This is a genomic window from Flavobacteriaceae bacterium HL-DH10 (genome assembly GCA_031826515.1).
In the GTDB taxonomy this organism is placed as follows: Bacteria; Bacteroidota; Bacteroidia; order Flavobacteriales; family Flavobacteriaceae; genus Thalassobellus; species Thalassobellus suaedae.
In genome coordinates this window covers 3,918,812-3,937,136 of record CP134536.1, presented here as the reverse complement: position 1 = coordinate 3,937,136, position 18,325 = coordinate 3,918,812, and the positions used below count along the sequence as shown (strand labels likewise).

The following is an 18,325-nucleotide window of genomic DNA, read 5'->3' as shown; positions in this document are numbered from 1 at the left end:
TAAATTAGTAGATACTTAAACACACTGTAATTACCATGTCAAAAACCAGAACATCATCCATTGAGATGGATTCGGAAGAATTTCGAAAAATCGGGTATCAATTAATTGATGATATTTCTAATTTTATTGGTTCTATAGATAAAAAGCCAGTAACTCCAAATGAGAGTCCGAGTCAATTACAAACCATTTTAGGAAACCTTTCTTTACCCGAAAAAGGAACAGATGCAACCGAGTTAATTTCTAAAACAACCGATTTACTTTTTAATCATTCTTTATTAAACGGGCATCCTAAGTTTTTTGGTTATATAACATCTTCAGCTGCCCCTATAGGCGCCTTAGCCGATTTGTTAGCAGCTTCGGTTAACCCAAATGTTGGCGCACATATTTTAAGTCCGATGGCGACCGAAATTGAAAAACAAACGGTTAAGTGGTTATGTGAATTTATTGGTGTGTCATCAAACTATGGTGGCATATTAGTAAGTGGCGGTAATATGGCAAACTTTACGGCATTTTTAGCCGCAAGAACAGCGAAAGCACCAAAAAGTGTTAAGGAAGATGGTATTCAAAACGCTCAAAATAAATTAACAGTTTACTGTTCTAAATCAACACATACTTGGATTGAAAAAGCAGCCATTTTATTTGGTTTAGGCACAAACGCAGTACGATGGATTCAAACAGATGCTTCCAATAAAATGGATATTAATGTATTAGAATCTACCATAAAAAAAGATTTAGAAAACAATTGTATGCCATTAATGGTGGTAGGTACTGCTGGTGATGTAAGTACAGGTGTTGTTGATAATTTAAGCAACATATCCACTATTTGTAAAACATACGATTTATGGTTTCATATTGATGGTGCGTATGGTGCGCCTGCTGCCATTATTCCTGAACTTAAAAACATGTTTGAAGGTATTAAAGAGGCAGACTCTATTGCTTTAGATCCTCATAAATGGTTGTACAGTCCGTTAGAAGCGGGTTGTACTTTGGTTAAAAATCCACAACATTTAATAGATACCTATAGTTCGCATCCAGAATATTATAACTTTAGTAAGAATGAAGATGATGTTGCTCAAAACTTTTATGAGTACGGACTTCAAAACTCACGTGGTTTTAGAGCTTTAAAGGTTTGGTTGGCATTGCAACAAGTTGGCAGAAGCGGTTATGAAAAACTAATTAGTGAGGACATTGCCCTTTCTGAAATGTTATTCGACCTTGCTGATAAACATCCTGAGTTAGAAGCAGTCTCTCAAAATTTAAGCATTGCTACGTTTAGGTATATTCCTATGGAAATAAATAAAGACAGTGGGTATCTCAATCCATTAAATGAAGCTTTATTAAATGAATTACAAGCTGGAGGCGACGTGTTTTTATCCAATGCTATTGTTAACAAACACTATTGTTTGAGAGCTTGTATTGTAAATTTCAGAACTTCTGAAAAAGATATAAAAGACATTATAGATATAGTTGTAAGAGAAGGAAAGAAAGTGCATTTAAAACTATCTGAAACAAAAATGAAAGTTTAAGTTATTGCAAAATATCATTTTTAATGCTGTCTCATTCTTCTTTCAAAATACCATAACAACAAGTACTGCGTGTAAAACCATGAAGCATGACGGTATCTTTTCGTAAAATACCTTCAAGAGTGGCCCCAAGTTTTTCAATAGCTTTTCTTGATTTTAAATTACGTTCGTCAACTCTAAATTCAACTTTATTAAAATTTAAGGATTCAAATGCATATTGTAGCATTAAAAACTTCATGTTTTTGTTAAGTCCGCTACCTTGAAACTGTATCCCAATCCAAGTCCAACCAATATGCAATACTTTATTATTCCAATTAATTAAGCCAAAACGCGTACAACCAGCATAGGCATTTGTTAATTTATCAAACACAATAAAAGGTATTGCGGTTTTTTGATAATAAGAATCTACTGCATTTTGAACATAGTTTTTTAAATCGTCTGGTGTATCAATTTTACTAGGCGAGTATTGTACTAAATTAGGTTGTTTGGCAATTTCTAATAAGTGTTTATAATTGCTTAAATCTAAAAGCGAAAGTTTAGTGCGGTTATTTTCTAAGGTAGGAGAATGCATTATCAAAAATATATAATTAATATAAAAAATCTAAGCGATTTATCGTAAAATATTGGTTTTAAACGAATTAATATTGATAAATTCATTTAAATATTTATATTGTTATATTCTTCCCTTAAGAATATTAGAATAACCTTTAAAGGTTAATTTTATTGATTAATAGCAAAATAGTTTTTTTAAGTATGCTTTTTTATACTTAATAATCCCCTATTATCTACCTATAATATTTACTTCCTGTTAGGTAAACAAGACTATTAATTAATTTCTACTATTATGCAAAATTTTACAAAACCAAATGGATGGGCTATTCAAAGTACCGTCTTTAAAAATTTAATCTATTGTTGTTTAACAATAGGGATGTTTCTGTTGTCCACGACAATTTATGGACAAGGTATTAGTTTGGCTCAAGCAGGGAATGAAGAAAGTGCAGCACCTGAAGATCCAATGATGTGGCAAAATGGTAATTTAAATCCAAATCAGGCTCATTATATTGAAGGACACTCAGTAGCGTATAGGGCAACTATGACTGGTATGCCAATAAATCAAGAAGTTATTCTAACTTTAGGATACGATTTGGTTAATGGTTCAAAATATGCTATAGATTTTATAACACATTATCAGCAACTTCAACCACATAATTTTGGGGAACCCCATACCAATGAAGAAGTAGTCAATCCTTTACTCCCATCTGCTTTGTCTGCTCCAGATGATAGACTTGATATAACGCTTCCTTCTTATTTAGCAGCTCCAAATGATGGTATTACAGGTGTTCAAAATGCTAGAAATGAGTTTAATGCATTAGTAACTAATGGAGATGATGATGGTTATGGAGCCCTTGGAGATGGATTTATATCTATATGGGGCGCCGATTTTAATAATGGCTACGGAGTTACTTACGAATATTTTGATAGTGGCACTCCACTAAATGCTGTGGAAGTTTTAGACTTGACTAGAGGAGAAACAAAAGTAGAATTTACGGTTAAATTTACGCCATCTCAAGAAACTGTAATAATGTCTTGGGGAGGCCATATTGCGCTTAGACAAGATTGGGGACTTAGCCCAATTTTATCGGCTGGTGGTATTAATGGATCACCATATCACATGAGAGTTATAGATTGGAATTTAGGGAATTTAGGAAACCAAGATCGGTCTTTGCAAATTGCATTGGCTGCGCCTCTTTGTCCTAGTGATTTTCCAGAAAACCCAACAGGGTTATGTACTAATTCACAAGGGGAACCTATAGATTGTCCAACTAGTTTATGTGCTGGAGATACTCAATATTTTGGTGTTCCAGAAGCTTCAGGAGCCGATACATATTCATGGACATTTGTTAGTAACACCGCAGGAGCATCTTTTGTTGGTGGGATAACTGATACCGCAAATGTATCTGTTACAACAACACAAGGAGGATCGTATACTGTTCAAGTAGAATTAGGAAATGAATCTGGTATAATAGTAACTTGTGAAGAAACAATTACTGTATCTCAAGTTACTTGTGATGCCGATGCTAGTCATGTAAGTTGTAATGGAGCTTCAGATGGTTCAATTACAGTAACAGGTTATGAAGGTAGTGGCGATTATGAATTTAGTATTAATAATGGTACAGATTGGTTTTCCGATGGCGGTGATGATACGCATACATTTAATGGGTTATCTGCTTCAGATACCGATTATACTATTTTAGTTAGGGATGCTAATGATACAGATTGTTCTAGCAGTTGTACTGCCAATGTGAATGAGCCAGATAATGTTACCCTAGTAACCTCAAGCACGAATGTGACATGTTATGATGATGCCGATGGAACATTAACCATAGTAAGTACTTCAGGTACAGGTACACCAATCTTCTCATTATCTACAGATGATGGACCATTTGTTGTATCAGACGAGGCTACGATCGAGGGCGGAAGTTATGGACCAGGTAAATATGTTATCAAAGTCGCCTATCCAGATGGAGAAGGTAATGCAGGAGTGTGTGAGTTTACACAAGAAGAGAACATTACACAGCCAGATAATGTTACCCTAGTAACCTCAAGCACGAATGTAACATGTTATGATGATGCCGATGGAACATTAACCATAGTAAGTACTTCAGGTACAGGTACACCAATCTTCTCATTATCTACAGATGATGGACCATTTGTTGTATCAGACGAGGCTACCATCGAGGGCGGAAGTTATGAACCGGGTAAATATGTTATCAAAGTCGCCTATCCAGATGGAGAAGGTAATGCAGGAGTGTGTGAGTTTACACAAGAAGAGAATATAACACAGCCAGATAATGTTACCCTAGTAACCTCAAGCACGAATGTAACATGCTATGATGATGCCGATGGAACCTTAACCATAGTAAGTACTTCAGGTACAGGTACACCAATCTTCTCATTATCTACAGATGATGGACCATTTGTTGTATCAGATGAGGCTACGATCGAGGGCGGAAGTTATGGACCAGGTAAATATGTTATCAAAGTCGCCTATCCAGATGGAGAAGGTAATGCAGGAGTGTGTGAGTTTACACAAGAAGAGAATATTACACAGCCAGATAATGTTACCCTAGTAACCTCAAGCACGAATGTGACATGTTATGATGATGCTGGTGGAACCTTAACCATAGTAAGTACTTCAGGTACAGGTACACCAATCTTCTCATTATCTACAGATGATGGACCATTTGTTGTATCAGATGAGGCTACCATCGAGGGCGGAAGTTATGGACCAGGTAAATATGTTATCAAAGTCGCCTATCCAGATGGAGAAGGTAATGCAGGAGTGTGTGAGTTTACACAAGAAGAGAATATTACACAGCCAGATAATGTTTCCCTAGTAACCTCAAGCACGAATGTGACATGTTATGGTGATGCCGATGGAACCTTAACCATAGTAAGTACTTCAGGTACAGGTACACCAATCTTCTCATTATCTACAGATGATGGACCATTTGTTGTATCAGATGAGGCTACCATCGAGGGCGGAAGTTATGGACCAGGTAAATATGTTATCAAAGTCGCCTATCCAGATGGAGAAGGTAATGCAGGAGTGTGTGAGTTTACACAAGAAGAGAATATTACACAGCCAGATAATGTTTCCCTAGTAACCTCAAGCACGAATGTGACATGTTATGGTGATGCCGATGGAACCTTAACCATAGTAAGTACTTCAGGTACAGGTACACCAATCTTCTCATTATCTACAGATGATGGACCATTCGTTGTATCAGACGAGGCTACCATTGAGGGCGGAAGTTATGGACCGGGTAAATATGTTATCAAAGTCGCCTATCCAGATGGAGAAGGTAATGCAGGAGTGTGTGAGTTTACACAAGAAGAGAACATTACACAGCCAGATAATGTTACCCTAGTAACCTCAAGCACGAATGTAACATGTTATGATGATGCCGATGGAACCTTAACCATAGTAAGTACTTCAGGTACAGGTACACCAATCTTCTCATTATCTACAGATGATGGACCATTCGTTGTATCAGACGAGGCTACCATTGAGGGCGGAAGTTATGGACCGGGTAAATATGTTATCAAAGTCGCCTATCCAGATGGAGAAGGTAATGCAGGAGTGTGTGAGTTTACACAAGAAGAGAATATTACACAGCCAGATAATGTTACCCTAGTAACCTCAAGCACGAATGTAACATGCTATGATGATGCCGATGGAACCTTAACCATAGTAAGTACTTCAGGTACAGGTACACCAATCTTCTCATTATCTACAGATGATGGACCATTTGTTGTATCAGACGAGGCTACCATCGAGGGCGGAAGTTATGGACCGGGTAAATATGTTATCAAAGTCGCCTATCCAGATGGAGAAGGTAATGCAGGAGTGTGTGAGTTTACACAAGAAGAGAATATTACACAGCCAGATAATGTTACCCTAGTAACCTCAAGCACGAATGTAACATGCTATGATGATGCCGATGGAACCTTAACCATAGTAAGTACTTCAGGTACGGGTACACCAATCTTCTCATTATCTACAGATGATGGACCATTTGTTGTATCAGATGAGGCTACGATCGAGGGCGGAAGTTATGGGCCAGGTAAATATGTTATCAAAGTCGCCTATCCAGATGGAGAAGGTAATACAGGAGTGTGTGAGTTTACACAAGAAGAGAATATTACTGAGCCACCCTTACTACAATGCTCAATTACAAACAATAGTGGTGTTACTACTATTTGTTTAGGGGAGTCTATTAGTTTAACGGCAAACCCAACAGGTGGAACTACAAATTACAGCTATGAATGGACAAGTGATAATGGTGCTTCATTTTCACCCAATAACGCCAGTGAAACTGTAAGTGTTTCTAGTTTTGCATTAGGTGCTACAAAAATTACGCTCAAAATAACAGATGCGAATTTGTGTATTACCACTTGTGAAATTGATATTACTACCCAGAAGTGTGTTGATGAATGTACATGGACACCAGGATTTTGGAAAAATCACCCAGCAGAAATCTGTGGTGTACTAGGTGGTACAGTTACCAAGGTAAAAGGTAAAAGTTCGTGTTCTGGCGAAACAGATACAATAGGATTTGTTCTTTGTGATCAAGAATATACTTTAACTGCTGATGATATTACATGCTTGTTCGAATATAGCGGTAGTACTCGTGGAAATAATAAAATACCACCTTCTTGTACTCCTGCGGTTGTTGCTATAGCAGAGCATTTTGCTCCTTACCCTAATGGTGAAACATTATTACATCATTTATTAGCTGCAAGATTGAATTTATTATACAATGGAGGAACTTTTGGAGACAATCTTGTAAGTAACTTAGTGTGTATTGATGTGGTTAATGGGGTTAATATACCTAATATTTTTAATGGTACACCAGATGCGACTATGAATGAGGTAGCTTCAATAAATTTCTGTCTGAATGATTTTGATTCAGCAGCCGATTTATCGACTTATATAGAGCCTTTAACAGCTTTTAATGAATGTAATAATACCTGTGGTTTGCCGTCTCAACAAGAATTTTCAGCGCAGAGTACTAGTAAATCTTCAATGACTGCTAAAAGCATAAACTTTACAGCCTATCCAGTACCTTATACCAATGTACTTAATATACGATATAACTACAGTTTTGATACCAATATAGCAATTGATATCTATGATATTCGTGGAGCACGTGTTATGAGTAAGGATATTACTAATTACAAAAAAGGTTCACAAGGTAATGTGCAGTTTGATATGACAAGAAATACAAATCGAGTATTATTTGTGAGGTTGACTACCAATCGTGGAGATTTAGTTAAGAAAATAATTTCCGTAGATAGACAATAGTCTTTTAGATTAATAGCCAATTTATTTTAACGAAAAGCAGTCATGAAAATGACTGCTTTTCTTATTTAATATTGTAATAAAGACTTGTGAGGTAAGTATAAAGTAAAAACTGTATACCAATATAAAACCTTATTGGAGATTTTAATTAACATGTTTAGCGTTGAAGATTTCCAGATATTTCTTTTTTTGTTGAATTCATTTTTGACTTCGGTTTTGTACATTTACCATCAAAAGTTAAAACAAATTATTTTATGCCATTATCTAAGAAAGAACTTTTAGAGCAAGCTAATAAGGCTTGTAAAAACACGTTAATGGAAACCTTAAATATTGAGGTTATAGACTATGGCGAAAATTTTTTAGTTGCTAGAATGCCTGTAACACCTAGAGTGCATCAACCAGATGGTGTTTTACATGGTGGTGCTATAGCAGCTTTGGCTGAAAGTGTTGGTAGTTTTGCTTCACATATTTTTATAGATACTGAGAAGTTTTTTGTGCGTGGAATAGAGATTACTGCAAATCATTTAAAAAGTATAAAAGAGGGTTTTGTGTATGCTAAAGCTACTTTTATTCATAAAGGTAGAACTACACAATTGCTTGATATAAGAGTTACCGATGAAGCTAATAATTTAATATCGGTTTGTAGGCTATCTACTATTTCGTTACCTAAAAAGCAGTAGTTAATGATTCAGGACGATTTTTTTAAACGTATTGACATTCAATACAACCATAACTTACCTTTTGTAGTTTACAGAAAACCTAATGAAATTAAGGTTAGTGGTATGCTTCAAAGTACAGACGATTTAATTTTTACTAAAGATTTCACAGAAAAAGGCTTCGTGTTTTCTCCGTTTGATGATGCCGAAAAAACAGTTTTAATGCCTATAGAAGCGTCAGAGGTTATTACAACAACTGAACAGCCTGTAATTCCTGATGGAGCTAAAGTTCAATCCATACAGGACAATACTTTAGCAGATTCAAAAAGTATTCATATCAAACTCGTTAATAAAGGTGTTGAGGCCATTAATAAAGGGGTATTTAAAAAAGTAGTGTTATCTCGAAAAGAAACAGTTGAACTAGAAGACAATAATCCAATTTCTATTTTTAAACGTTTATTAAATAAATATGCATCGGCATTTGTGTATTGTTGGTATCATCCTAAAGTAGGGTTGTGGTTAGGTGCTACGCCCGAAACACTTGTAAAAATTGAAGGGACTCGGTTTTCTATTATGGCATTGGCAGGCACGCAAGACTATAAAGGGTCTTTAAATGTGGTTTGGCAAGACAAAGAAAAGCAGGAACAGAAATTTGTTACAGATTTTATTGTGGATAGTTTACAAGATACGGTAGAACACCTACAAATATCGAAAACCGAAACCGTAAAGGCAGGAAATTTATTGCATTTAAAAACGATGATTTCAGCACGTTTAAAGCCTAATTCTACATTAAAAGAAGTTATTACTAATATACACCCTACACCAGCAGTTTGTGGCTTGCCTAAACAGGAAGCTAAAGTATTCATTGTAAAAAATGAAGATTATAAACGTGAGTTTTATACGGGTTTTTTAGGCGAATTAAATTTAGATATCGTAAAGGCACCACGATCTGGTAAACGTAATATTGAAAATAGAGCGTATGCAATAACCAAAAAAAGTACGCAGCTTTATGTTAATTTGCGTTGCATGCAAATACAGGACAATAAAGCCATTATTTACATTGGCGGTGGTGTTACTATAAACTCTCATGCCGATAGTGAATGGGAGGAAACCGTTTCGAAATCTCAGGTAATTAAAAGCATTTTGTAATTAGGGTATTTAATAGGCTATTATTACTTTTACGCTTTGATTAAAAGTATATGATTTATCCAAAAATTCCACTTGCTCAAACCGTTATCCAGCTTTGTAAAGCAAAAGGAATACAGCATATAGTTATTTCTCCAGGTAGTAGAAATGCCCCTTTAACTATAGGGTTTACTAACGATTCTTATTTTACATGCTATAGTATTGTTGACGAACGTTGTGCCGCGTTTTTTGCTCTAGGCATCGCACAGCAAATTAATAAATCAACGGCGGTTGTTTGTACATCGGGGAGTGCGCTTTTAAATTATTACCCTGCAGTAGCAGAGGCTTTTTATAGTAATATTCCGTTAGTAGTTTTATCGGCAGACAGACCAAAACATTTAATTGGCATTGGAGATGGGCAAACCATTAATCAGAAAAATGTTTTTGAAAATCACATTTTATATTCAGCGAATTTAAAACTCGATTTAAAAGACGAAAAAAATATTCCTGGTAATGAGGCGTTGCCAATGATGAAAAATTTAGAGGATAAGCTAGAGCGTTTATTAGGTTTGCAAAAAGACATTCAAACTTTTAATGAAGAAGCAATAAATACTGCTATTAATTTTTCAAACTTAAAAAAAGGTCCTGTTCATATTAATATTCCGTTTGATGAGCCACTTTATGACATGGTAGATAAGTTAATTGTGTCTCCTAAAGCAACAACACCTGTAATAAAAGAAAAAACTATAGAGAATCATGTTATTTTAGAGTGTTTAGAGGATTGGAATGCTGCGTCTAAAAAAATGATTCTAGTTGGTACTAATCAACCTCATACTATAGATGAAAAATGGTTAGATGAATTGATTGAAGATGATAGTGTTATAGTGTTTACCGAAACAACTTCAAATCTTCATGATAAAAGTTTTTTTCCGAGTATCGATCAAATTATTGCACCTTTATCAGAAGAAGAAAAAAAGCAATTACAACCCGATATACTTTTAACCTTTGGAGGCTTAATAGTATCAAAAAAGATAAAACAGTTACTAAGAAAATATCAGCCTAAACAACATTGGCATATCGATGAAAAAGAAGCAAACGACACTTTTTTCTGTTTAAGTAATCATATAGAGACAACTCCCAATACATTTTTTGAAGCCTTTTTGCCTAAAATAACACATTATGTTAAGAGTGATTTTAAAGCCAATTGGACTGCTGTAAAACAAAAGCGTTTGCTTAAACATAAAGAGTACTCAAAACAAGTGCCGTTTAGCGATTTTAAAGTTTTTGATAAAATATTTAAAGCCATACCTAACCAGTATATTTTACAAATAGGGAATAGTTCTGCTATTCGATATTCGCAGTTGTTTAGTATTAATAAAACTTTAGACGTGTTTTGTAATAGAGGTACCAGTGGTATAGATGGAAGTACCTCTACAGCTATAGGTTGTGCGGTTGCCAATACTAAACCAACTATTTTTGTTACAGGCGATTTAAGTTTTTTATACGATAGTAATGCCCTTTGGAATAATTATATTCCTGTAAATTTTAGAATTATTGTCATTAATAACCAAGGCGGTGGAATTTTTAGAATTTTGCCTGGGCATAAAAACACCGAGAATTTTAGCACCTATTTTGAAACCAATCATAATTTATCTGCGAGGCATTTAAGTGAAATGCATGGTTTTGAATATGCTACAATATCTAACGAAGTAGATTTAGAAACAACGTTACAATCCTTTTTTGCAAAAAGTACTGCGCCTAAATTATTAGAAATTTTTACACCAAAAAACTTCAATGATGAGGCGCTCATAGATTATTTTAAGTTTATAAGTTAAAATGTGACTTTTAGTTATTTGGTGTGTCTAAAAAATAATTATCTTTAAAACAGTTATCAATTAAAGTATTTATAAACACATTAAAACAAAACATTATTATGAGTAAACGAGACGAACTTATTGCTAAGTATGTAGCAGATTTAAAAGATAAATGTGGTATTACTGCAGACGTAGATTTATTGACTAAAGTCACTATTGGTTGCGGTCCATCAATTTATAATGCTGATTCTTCGACGGTTTCTGGGTCTGATGAATCTGAATTAGCAACAGTTAAAAATAATTTCTTAATTAAAAAATTAGGTCTTGCAGATAGCGACGATTTAGATAACGGTATTGACGCTGTTATGGAAACTTACGGAAAATCAAATCGTAGTAAATATAGAGCTGTCGTTTATTATTTATTGACTAAACATTTCAAAAAAGAGTCTGTATATTAATTTATAAAAGCATTAAATATTAAAAAAAGCGTTACAATTATTGTAGCGCTTTTTGTTTTTCAAAAAACTAATATCATTACCTTTGCCAAATGATACATTTAGGAGAGATAAATACATTAGAAATACTTCGTGAAACTGAACACGGAGCTTATTTAATTGATGATGAAGATAATCAAGTGTTATTACCAAATAGATATGTTCCTAAGGAATTTAAAATTTGGGAGAAGCTTGAAGTTTTTGTGTATTTAGATAATGAACAACGCCCTGTTGCAACAACAGATATGCCATATATTAAGCGTGGTGAGTTTGCTTTATTACGTTGTAACGAAGTCACAGAACATGGTGCGTTTTTAGATTGGGGATTAGTTAAAGAATTGTTTTGCCCGTTTAAAGAACAGGCTTTTAAAATGAAACCTGGCGGTTGGTATTTGGTACATTGTTATTTAGATGAAAAAACGGAAAGGTTAGTCGCTTCAAGTAAAACCAATCACTTTTTAGATAATAAAGAGTTAACAGTTGCTCAATTTGACGAGGTAGACTTAATAGTCTCTCATCCATCTGACATTGGGATGAATGTGATTGTAAACAAAAAACATTTAGGATTGATTTATAAAGATCAAATTTTCTCTGATATTAGTGTTGGAGATAAACTAAAAGGTATTGTTAAAAAAATACGACCAGGTAATAAGTTAGATATTGGATTAGGTCAAATAGGTTACAGAAATATAGAGCCCAATGCTGAGCGTATTATGCATGAATTGCATGATAATAGTGGATATTTAAACCTTACCGATAAATCGAGTCCTGAAGCTATTAAAGAGACGCTTCAAATGAGTAAGAAAAACTTCAAAAAAGCAATAGGATCACTATATAAGCAAAAGGAAATAGAAATTAAATCAGATGGAATTTATTTGGTTTAAAATTTTATCAATATTTCATGATTCATCAAGACACCATAGTAGCATTAGCAACACCTTCAGGAGCTGGGGCTATTGCTGTTATACGATTATCTGGAAAAGATGCTATTTCTATAGCAGATAGCTGTTTTCAATCTGTAAAAAGCGAAAAATCACTTACTAATCAAAAAACACATACCATTCATTTAGGACATATTATTGATGGTAATAAAATTATTGATGAAGTATTGGTGTCTGTTTTTAAAAACCCAAATTCATATACAGGTGAAAATGTGGTAGAGATTTCTTGTCATGGTTCTAATTATATTCAACAAGAAATTATTCAATTATTTCTTAGGAATGGATGCCGTATGGCAACTGCTGGTGAGTTTACATTACGAGCCTTTTTAAATGGTAAGTTAGATTTGAGTCAAGCAGAAGCTGTTGCCGATTTAATTTCGAGTGATAATGAAGCATCACACCAAATAGCTATGCAACAAATGCGTGGTGGTTTTTCATCTGAAATAGCCAAACTGCGTGAAGAACTTATGAATTTTGCTTCGCTAATAGAATTGGAATTAGATTTTGCAGAAGAAGATGTAGAGTTTGCTGATAGAACACAGTTTAAAGAATTGGTAGAACGTATAAGCTTTGTTTTAAAACGATTAATCGATTCGTTTGCTGTTGGTAATGTAATTAAAAATGGTATTCCTGTCGCCATTGTTGGCGAACCTAACGTTGGTAAATCAACACTTTTGAATGCCTTGTTAAAAGAAGAGCGTGCTATTGTGTCTGAAATAGCCGGAACTACCAGAGATACTATAGAAGATGAAATATCGATAGGAGGAATCGGATTTAGATTTATTGATACTGCTGGTATTCGTGAAACAAAAGATGTGGTTGAAAGTATAGGTATTAAGAAAACCTTTGAAAAAATAGATCAAGCTCAAGTCGTTATTTTTCTTGCTGATAGTAATAATTTTAAAGACGAATCTTTTGTGCATACTTTCAAAATAGAGGTAGAGAAGATTAAAAACAAATACCCTTTAAAACCTTTACTAATTGTAGCGAATAAGGTTGATAAATTGAATGCAAGTCAGATAGAACTTCTGCAAAATGACATACAAAATGTTCATTTATTATCTGCTAAAAATGGGTTAGGAGTAGATGAATTGAAAGATAAACTTCTAAGTTTTGTTAATACAGGGTTGTTAAGAAACAGTGATACAATTGTTACTAATTCAAGACATTATGATTCTTTATTGAAAGCTTTAGATGAAGTAGATAAAGTGCGTCATGGTTTAGAATCTGGTTTGTCTGGAGATTTGTTGGCTATAGATATTCGTCAGGCGTTATACTACTTTGGAGAAATAACTGGCGAGATTACTAATGATGATTTATTAGGTAATATTTTCGCTAATTTTTGTATCGGCAAATAAATCTTCAATTTTTTGGTGGTGTTTTATGGTTTTTAATGGTAAATAATTGTTTATTAAATACATATGTAATTTTATATTTTCTCCACCTTCCATTTGTAAGTTAATATTTATATAATATTTAGATATTCTGTCCATTTAATGTCCTTTAATTAACTAATATCATCCAATTAAGATGCGTATTGTTATTTGTTTGAACGATTCCAAATATTGAAATAATCCCAATTTGTGAATATTGCCGCAATGAGTTTATGGCTAAAACAAAGGTAACTAAATATTGCACTCATAAATGCAACACCTCTGGGAGATTATAAATTAAGTCCTGTTTACGATTTATTAAATAGTAGAATTCATATTGAGTATAAGGATTTTGCTCTAGAGGAAGGGGTTTATCAGAAAATGGAACAAAGGAAAAATAGGAGAACAGTTTTTAAAGCTTTATAATTTGTTACCCATTCAATCCTTTTACAGCTGTTTATTATTGAAATTAATTTTTTAAAACTAGAGAGGACATACTTTAAAAAGCATAGGCGGATATTTCAATAAACTTTATCGTTAACCCGATATTAAAGTCTATATTATTCAATATTTTTGTGTTTAAAATAAACAAATTTAAATGCAAAACCTACAACCTATAATGTTAGTTGGTACAGGATCCGATGTTGGAAAAAGCTGGATAACAACTGGAATTTGCAGATGGCTTAAACAGAGAAAATTTCAACCAGCTCCGTTTAAAGCGCAAAATATGTCATTAAATAGTTTTTCCACACCCGATAATCTTGAGATTGGTAGGGCGCAAGCTGTACAAGCAGAAGCTTGTGGTATTCCGCCAACGGTAGAAATGAACCCTATTTTATTAAAACCGTCATCAGTAAATAAATCACAAATTGTCTTACATGGAAAACCAATTGGAGACCAAACAGCTAAAGAGTATTTTTTAGGAGACAATAAAAAACATCTTTTTGAAGAGGCTAAAACATCTTTTAAGAAATTAGCATTAAAGCACAATCCTGTTGTTATGGAAGGTGCTGGTAGTATTAGCGAACTTAATTTAAAGCATAGAGATATTGTAAACATGCGTATGGCAGAAGCTGCTAATGCGTGCGTATATTTAGTGGGCGATATTGATAAAGGAGGCATATTTGGCAGCGTTTATGGTACTATTGCTTTGCTAGAAGATTGGGAACGCAAACTTGTTAAAGGCATTATTATTAATAAGTTTAGAGGTGATGCAAATTTATTTATTGAAGGCAAAAAAACATTAGAAGAACTTACCGGTCTTCCTGTTTTGGGTGTTTTACCTTATGCAAAAAATATTATTATTGAAGAAGAAGACTCGGTAGCATTGAACCTTAGGGCAACAACAGCTAGAGTAAATAAGTTAAACATTGCTGTAGTGAAACTTCATTACATGTCTAATTATACAGATTTTCAAGCTTTAGAACAGGAACCACTTATTAACCTTTATTTTACAAGAGATTCCGAAGAACTAAATAAAGCCGATATTATTATTATTCCGGGAACCAAAAATACCATTGAAGATTTAGTTGCTTTAAAAAAGGAAGGTTTAGATTCGGTGATTAAAAATAAGTATTCACACATTCCAATTATAGGAATTTGTGGCGGATATCAAATGTTGGGAAAATCTATTACAGATCCATTTTCTATAGAGAGCCATGTTCAACAAGAAGCAGGTTTGGGGCTGTTTGATATTGAAACAGAACTTTCTCAAACGAAGCAAACGATACAGCGTAATTTTCAGTTTAAAAAATTTAAGGAACCTTGTGTAGGCTACGAAATTCATATGGGTGAAACTAGAGTACCTAAAAATAAACATTTAAATCTTATAGATGAGAAGGAGGAAGGTTATTTTGATGGCGATAAAAGTTGGGGAACTTACCTTCATGGTATTTTTGATAACCAAGAGGTCGTAACAGAATTATTGCAATTAAGATTCCCCAATTCACAAGCAAAAAACTACAGACTTTTTAAAGCTGAACAATTTGATAAATTAGCAGATTGGATAGATAAGAATTTAGACATGCAAACTATTTTAAAAAATAGCTCACAACAATGTTAAACGGACATGGAGATGATCTTCATTTAATTAAAGGAGACATTAAACACAATTTTAGTTCAAATGTGTACTATAAAGGATGCCCTAAAGCGTTGCTTGATGAGGTTTCAAGGTACATTCATCAAATACAAAGTTACCCGTCTCCTTCCGCAAGTGAATTGAATGCATTAGCAGCTAAAAAATTTCAACTTAATAGTGCACAATTTTTGTTTACCAATGGAGCAACGGAAGCATTTTATCTTATAGCTCAATTGTTTTGTAATAAGACAGCAGCCATTGTAGCACCTACGTTTTCAGAATATGAAGATGCATGTAAAATATTTCATTTAAATTACGAGTTAATTGCTTTTAAAGACGTAAAAAACACCAGTGCCAAACTAGTATTTATCTGTAATCCTAATAATCCCAATGGATATGTTTTTGCTAAGAGTGAATTAGAATTTCTTTTTCAGCAAAAACCAAATACCACATTTGTTATTGATGAAGCATATATAGAATTTACTAATAGTATTGAATCGATTGTTTCATTAACAGGTAAGTATAACAATTTAATAATTGTTCGTTCCTTAACCAAAACCTTTACGATTCCTGGATTACGTTTGGGATATTTGGTTTCCGACGCTTCAAACATAGCAAAATTATTAAGTTTAAAAATGCCATGGAGTGTTAACTTATTGGCAATAAAAGCTGGTGAATTCATTTTAAAAAACTATGACACGCTTCAGTTTAATGTTTCAGAATTATTAGAAGAAACCGCTGTTTTTAAACAGCAATTGACGCGATTAAATGGCTTTAAGGTTAATGAAAGTAATACGTCTTATTTTTTAGTTCAATTATTAAATAAATCAGCTAAGGAATTAAAGCAATATTTAATTGAAGAACATCAAATTCTTGTTCGTGATGCTACTAACTTTAACAAACTAGAAGGGCAATATATTAGACTCTCAACACAAAGTGAGGAAGCTAATAATGAATTAATTCAAGTTTTAAAAGAATGGAATTAAACCATATTTTAATTTTAATTTTTGCTTTTGTTTTAGATTTAATTTTAGGAGATCCTATAAAAATGCCGCATCTTATTGTAGGATATGGAAATGGTATTTCTTTTGGAGTAAAAATGCTTAATAAAGGTCGTTATAGATTTGTAAAAGGAGCTTTATTAGTCATTGTTTTGGTTAGTGTTTCTTTTGTAGTTCCTTATCTAATTATTAAATGGTTGAATGGTGCTAGTTTTCAAATTTTAGCTATAGTATTTTCAGTACTTATGTTGTTTTACTGTTTAGCAAATAAAACATTAATAAAAGAGGGTTTAGCTGTTTTTTATACTTTAAAAAATCAAGGTTTAGAAGCTGGACGTAAGCGTTTATCTTGGATTGTAGGACGAGAGACCAATAATTTAACTACGCAGCAAACTAGAGTCGCAACTTTTGAAACTATGTCTGAAAATTTGAGCGATGGTGTTATAGCTCCGCTTTTTTATTTTTTAATTTTGGGTGTTCCAGGAGCCATGGCTTATAAAATGATAAATACCTTCGATTCCATGATTGGATATAAAAATGATCGTTATATATGGTTTGGAAAGTTTGCAGCAAAGTTAGATGATGTTGCTAATTATATTCCAGCTAGAATTACAGCAGTGTTAATGCTAATAGTTCAGTTTAAGTTAAGTGGGGTGTCGTTTGTTTTTAAAGAAGGAAGGAAGCATAGCAGTCCGAATGCAGGATACCCAGAAGCAGCCTTAGCATATATTTTAAATTGTCAGTTTGGAGGGCCTAATTATTATCATGGAAAATTGATGGATAAACCTTTTATAGGAGGCAATAATCGTGACATTAAACATGAAGAAATTAAAACAGTTACACATATTAATTATAAAGTTAGCATGTTGTTTTGTTTCTTAATTATTGGATTATTATTACTTTTTTGAATATGTGTAGCCTTCAAAAAAAACATATAGTTACTGGAGCTCCTGGTACGGGAAAAACAACCATAATAAATCTTCTAAAAAGTAAGATTCCTTGCATGGATGAAATTTCTAGAAAAGTTATTATTGATGAACAACAAAATAACAGAAACGGTGTGCCATGGGGTGATATTAATCGTTTTTCCGATCTTGTATTCAATTTAACAAGTCAAGAATTATTAACTAGCAATGCGCAAGTCTGTGACAGATCGTTATTGGATTTAGAAGCTTATTTAGCATTAGAAAACAAAATGATTCCCAAGTACCTACGCGATTTCCCATATCAAGAGGCATACCATAAAACTGTTTTTTTTGCTCCAACTTGGTTTGATATTTATTGCCAAGATGCACAGCGGTTACAAGACTTTGAGTATTGTTTGAAATTAGAACAACAACTTTTAGAAAAGTACCAAAATAAAGGGTTTGATATTATCATTTTACCTAAATCTTCTCGTAAGAAAAGAACTAAATTAATTTTAGAAACCATCCTCATCTAATCCAAAAATAATAC

14 protein-coding genes are annotated in these 18,325 nt (G+C 33.4%); 12 read left to right on the top strand and 2 right to left on the bottom strand.

Annotated elements, in window-relative coordinates; translation table 11 throughout:
• Nucleotides 1–35: 35 nt before the first annotated feature.
• Complete coding sequence (locus RHP49_16640) at nucleotides 36–1,526, top strand: aminotransferase class V-fold PLP-dependent enzyme (protein ID WNH12503.1); 1,491 nt, start codon at nucleotides 36–38, stop codon at nucleotides 1,524–1,526.
• Nucleotides 1,527–1,557: 31 nt separating this feature from the next.
• Here the strand turns inward: RHP49_16640 and RHP49_16635 are convergent, their stop codons facing one another.
• Nucleotides 1,558–2,094, bottom strand: coding sequence for a GNAT family protein (locus RHP49_16635; protein ID WNH12502.1), 537 nt, complete (start codon nucleotides 2,092–2,094; stop codon nucleotides 1,558–1,560).
• Between the two features lie 273 nt (nucleotides 2,095–2,367).
• Between RHP49_16635 and RHP49_16630 the strand changes: the two genes are divergently transcribed.
• The 7 genes from RHP49_16630 to mnmE all read left to right on the top strand — a co-directional run bounded on the left by RHP49_16630 (nucleotide 2,368) and on the right by mnmE (nucleotide 13,777).
• Nucleotides 2,368–7,392, top strand: a complete 5,025-nt coding sequence (locus RHP49_16630) for a T9SS type A sorting domain-containing protein (GenBank protein ID WNH12501.1) — start codon at nucleotides 2,368–2,370, stop codon at nucleotides 7,390–7,392.
• A 251-nt stretch (nucleotides 7,393–7,643) separates the two neighbouring features.
• Nucleotides 7,644–8,069 carry a PaaI family thioesterase gene (locus RHP49_16625; protein ID WNH12500.1) on the top strand — a complete coding sequence of 142 codons (426 nt, stop codon included), beginning with the start codon at nucleotides 7,644–7,646 and terminating at the stop codon, nucleotides 8,067–8,069.
• 3 nt (nucleotides 8,070–8,072) lie between these two features.
• Nucleotides 8,073–9,194 carry a chorismate-binding protein gene (locus RHP49_16620; GenBank protein WNH12499.1) on the top strand — a complete coding sequence of 374 codons (1,122 nt, stop codon included), beginning with the start codon at nucleotides 8,073–8,075 and terminating at the stop codon, nucleotides 9,192–9,194.
• 50 nt (nucleotides 9,195–9,244) lie between these two features.
• Nucleotides 9,245–11,005, top strand: a complete 1,761-nt coding sequence (gene menD / locus RHP49_16615; GenBank protein WNH12498.1) for a 2-succinyl-5-enolpyruvyl-6-hydroxy-3-cyclohexene-1-carboxylic-acid synthase — start codon at nucleotides 9,245–9,247, stop codon at nucleotides 11,003–11,005.
• A 98-nt stretch (nucleotides 11,006–11,103) separates the two neighbouring features.
• Nucleotides 11,104–11,442 carry a DUF2853 family protein gene (locus RHP49_16610; protein ID WNH12497.1) on the top strand — a complete coding sequence of 113 codons (339 nt, stop codon included), beginning with the start codon at nucleotides 11,104–11,106 and terminating at the stop codon, nucleotides 11,440–11,442.
• 89 nt (nucleotides 11,443–11,531) lie between these two features.
• Entirely contained in the window at nucleotides 11,532–12,362 is an 831-nt protein-coding gene (locus RHP49_16605; protein ID WNH12496.1) for a S1-like domain-containing RNA-binding protein, read from the top strand.
• A gap of 17 nt (nucleotides 12,363–12,379) precedes the next feature.
• Nucleotides 12,380–13,777, top strand: a complete 1,398-nt coding sequence (gene mnmE, locus RHP49_16600) for a tRNA uridine-5-carboxymethylaminomethyl(34) synthesis GTPase MnmE (GenBank protein ID WNH12495.1) — start codon at nucleotides 12,380–12,382, stop codon at nucleotides 13,775–13,777.
• Here mnmE and RHP49_16595 read toward each other — a convergent pair.
• Nucleotides 13,739–13,912 carry a hypothetical protein gene (locus RHP49_16595; protein WNH12494.1) on the bottom strand — a complete coding sequence of 58 codons (174 nt, stop codon included), beginning with the start codon at nucleotides 13,910–13,912 and terminating at the stop codon, nucleotides 13,739–13,741. The two genes, mnmE and RHP49_16595, sit on opposite strands and share 39 nt — an antisense overlap.
• Before the next feature lie 478 nt (nucleotides 13,913–14,390).
• On the opposite strand from RHP49_16595, the gene RHP49_16590 reads away from it, so the two are divergent.
• The 4 genes from RHP49_16590 to RHP49_16575 are packed head-to-tail and all read left to right on the top strand — an operon-like array spanning nucleotide 14,391 to nucleotide 18,311.
• Nucleotides 14,391–15,854, top strand: a complete 1,464-nt coding sequence (locus RHP49_16590; protein ID WNH12493.1) for a cobyric acid synthase — start codon at nucleotides 14,391–14,393, stop codon at nucleotides 15,852–15,854.
• Entirely contained in the window at nucleotides 15,848–16,855 is a 1,008-nt protein-coding gene (locus tag RHP49_16585) for a histidinol-phosphate transaminase (GenBank protein WNH12492.1), read from the top strand. Before RHP49_16590 ends, RHP49_16585 begins: the two co-directional genes overlap by 7 nt.
• On the top strand, nucleotides 16,846–17,778 hold the full coding sequence (cbiB, locus tag RHP49_16580) for an adenosylcobinamide-phosphate synthase CbiB (protein WNH12491.1): 933 nt from the start codon (nucleotides 16,846–16,848) through the stop codon (nucleotides 17,776–17,778). Before RHP49_16585 ends, cbiB begins: the two co-directional genes overlap by 10 nt.
• Nucleotides 17,779–17,780: 2 nt before the next feature.
• The gene (locus RHP49_16575) at nucleotides 17,781–18,311 is read left to right on the top strand and encodes an AAA family ATPase (protein ID WNH12490.1); all 531 of its coding nucleotides are present in this window, start codon (nucleotides 17,781–17,783) and stop codon (nucleotides 18,309–18,311) included.
• The last annotated feature ends 14 nt before the right edge of the window (nucleotides 18,312–18,325 follow it).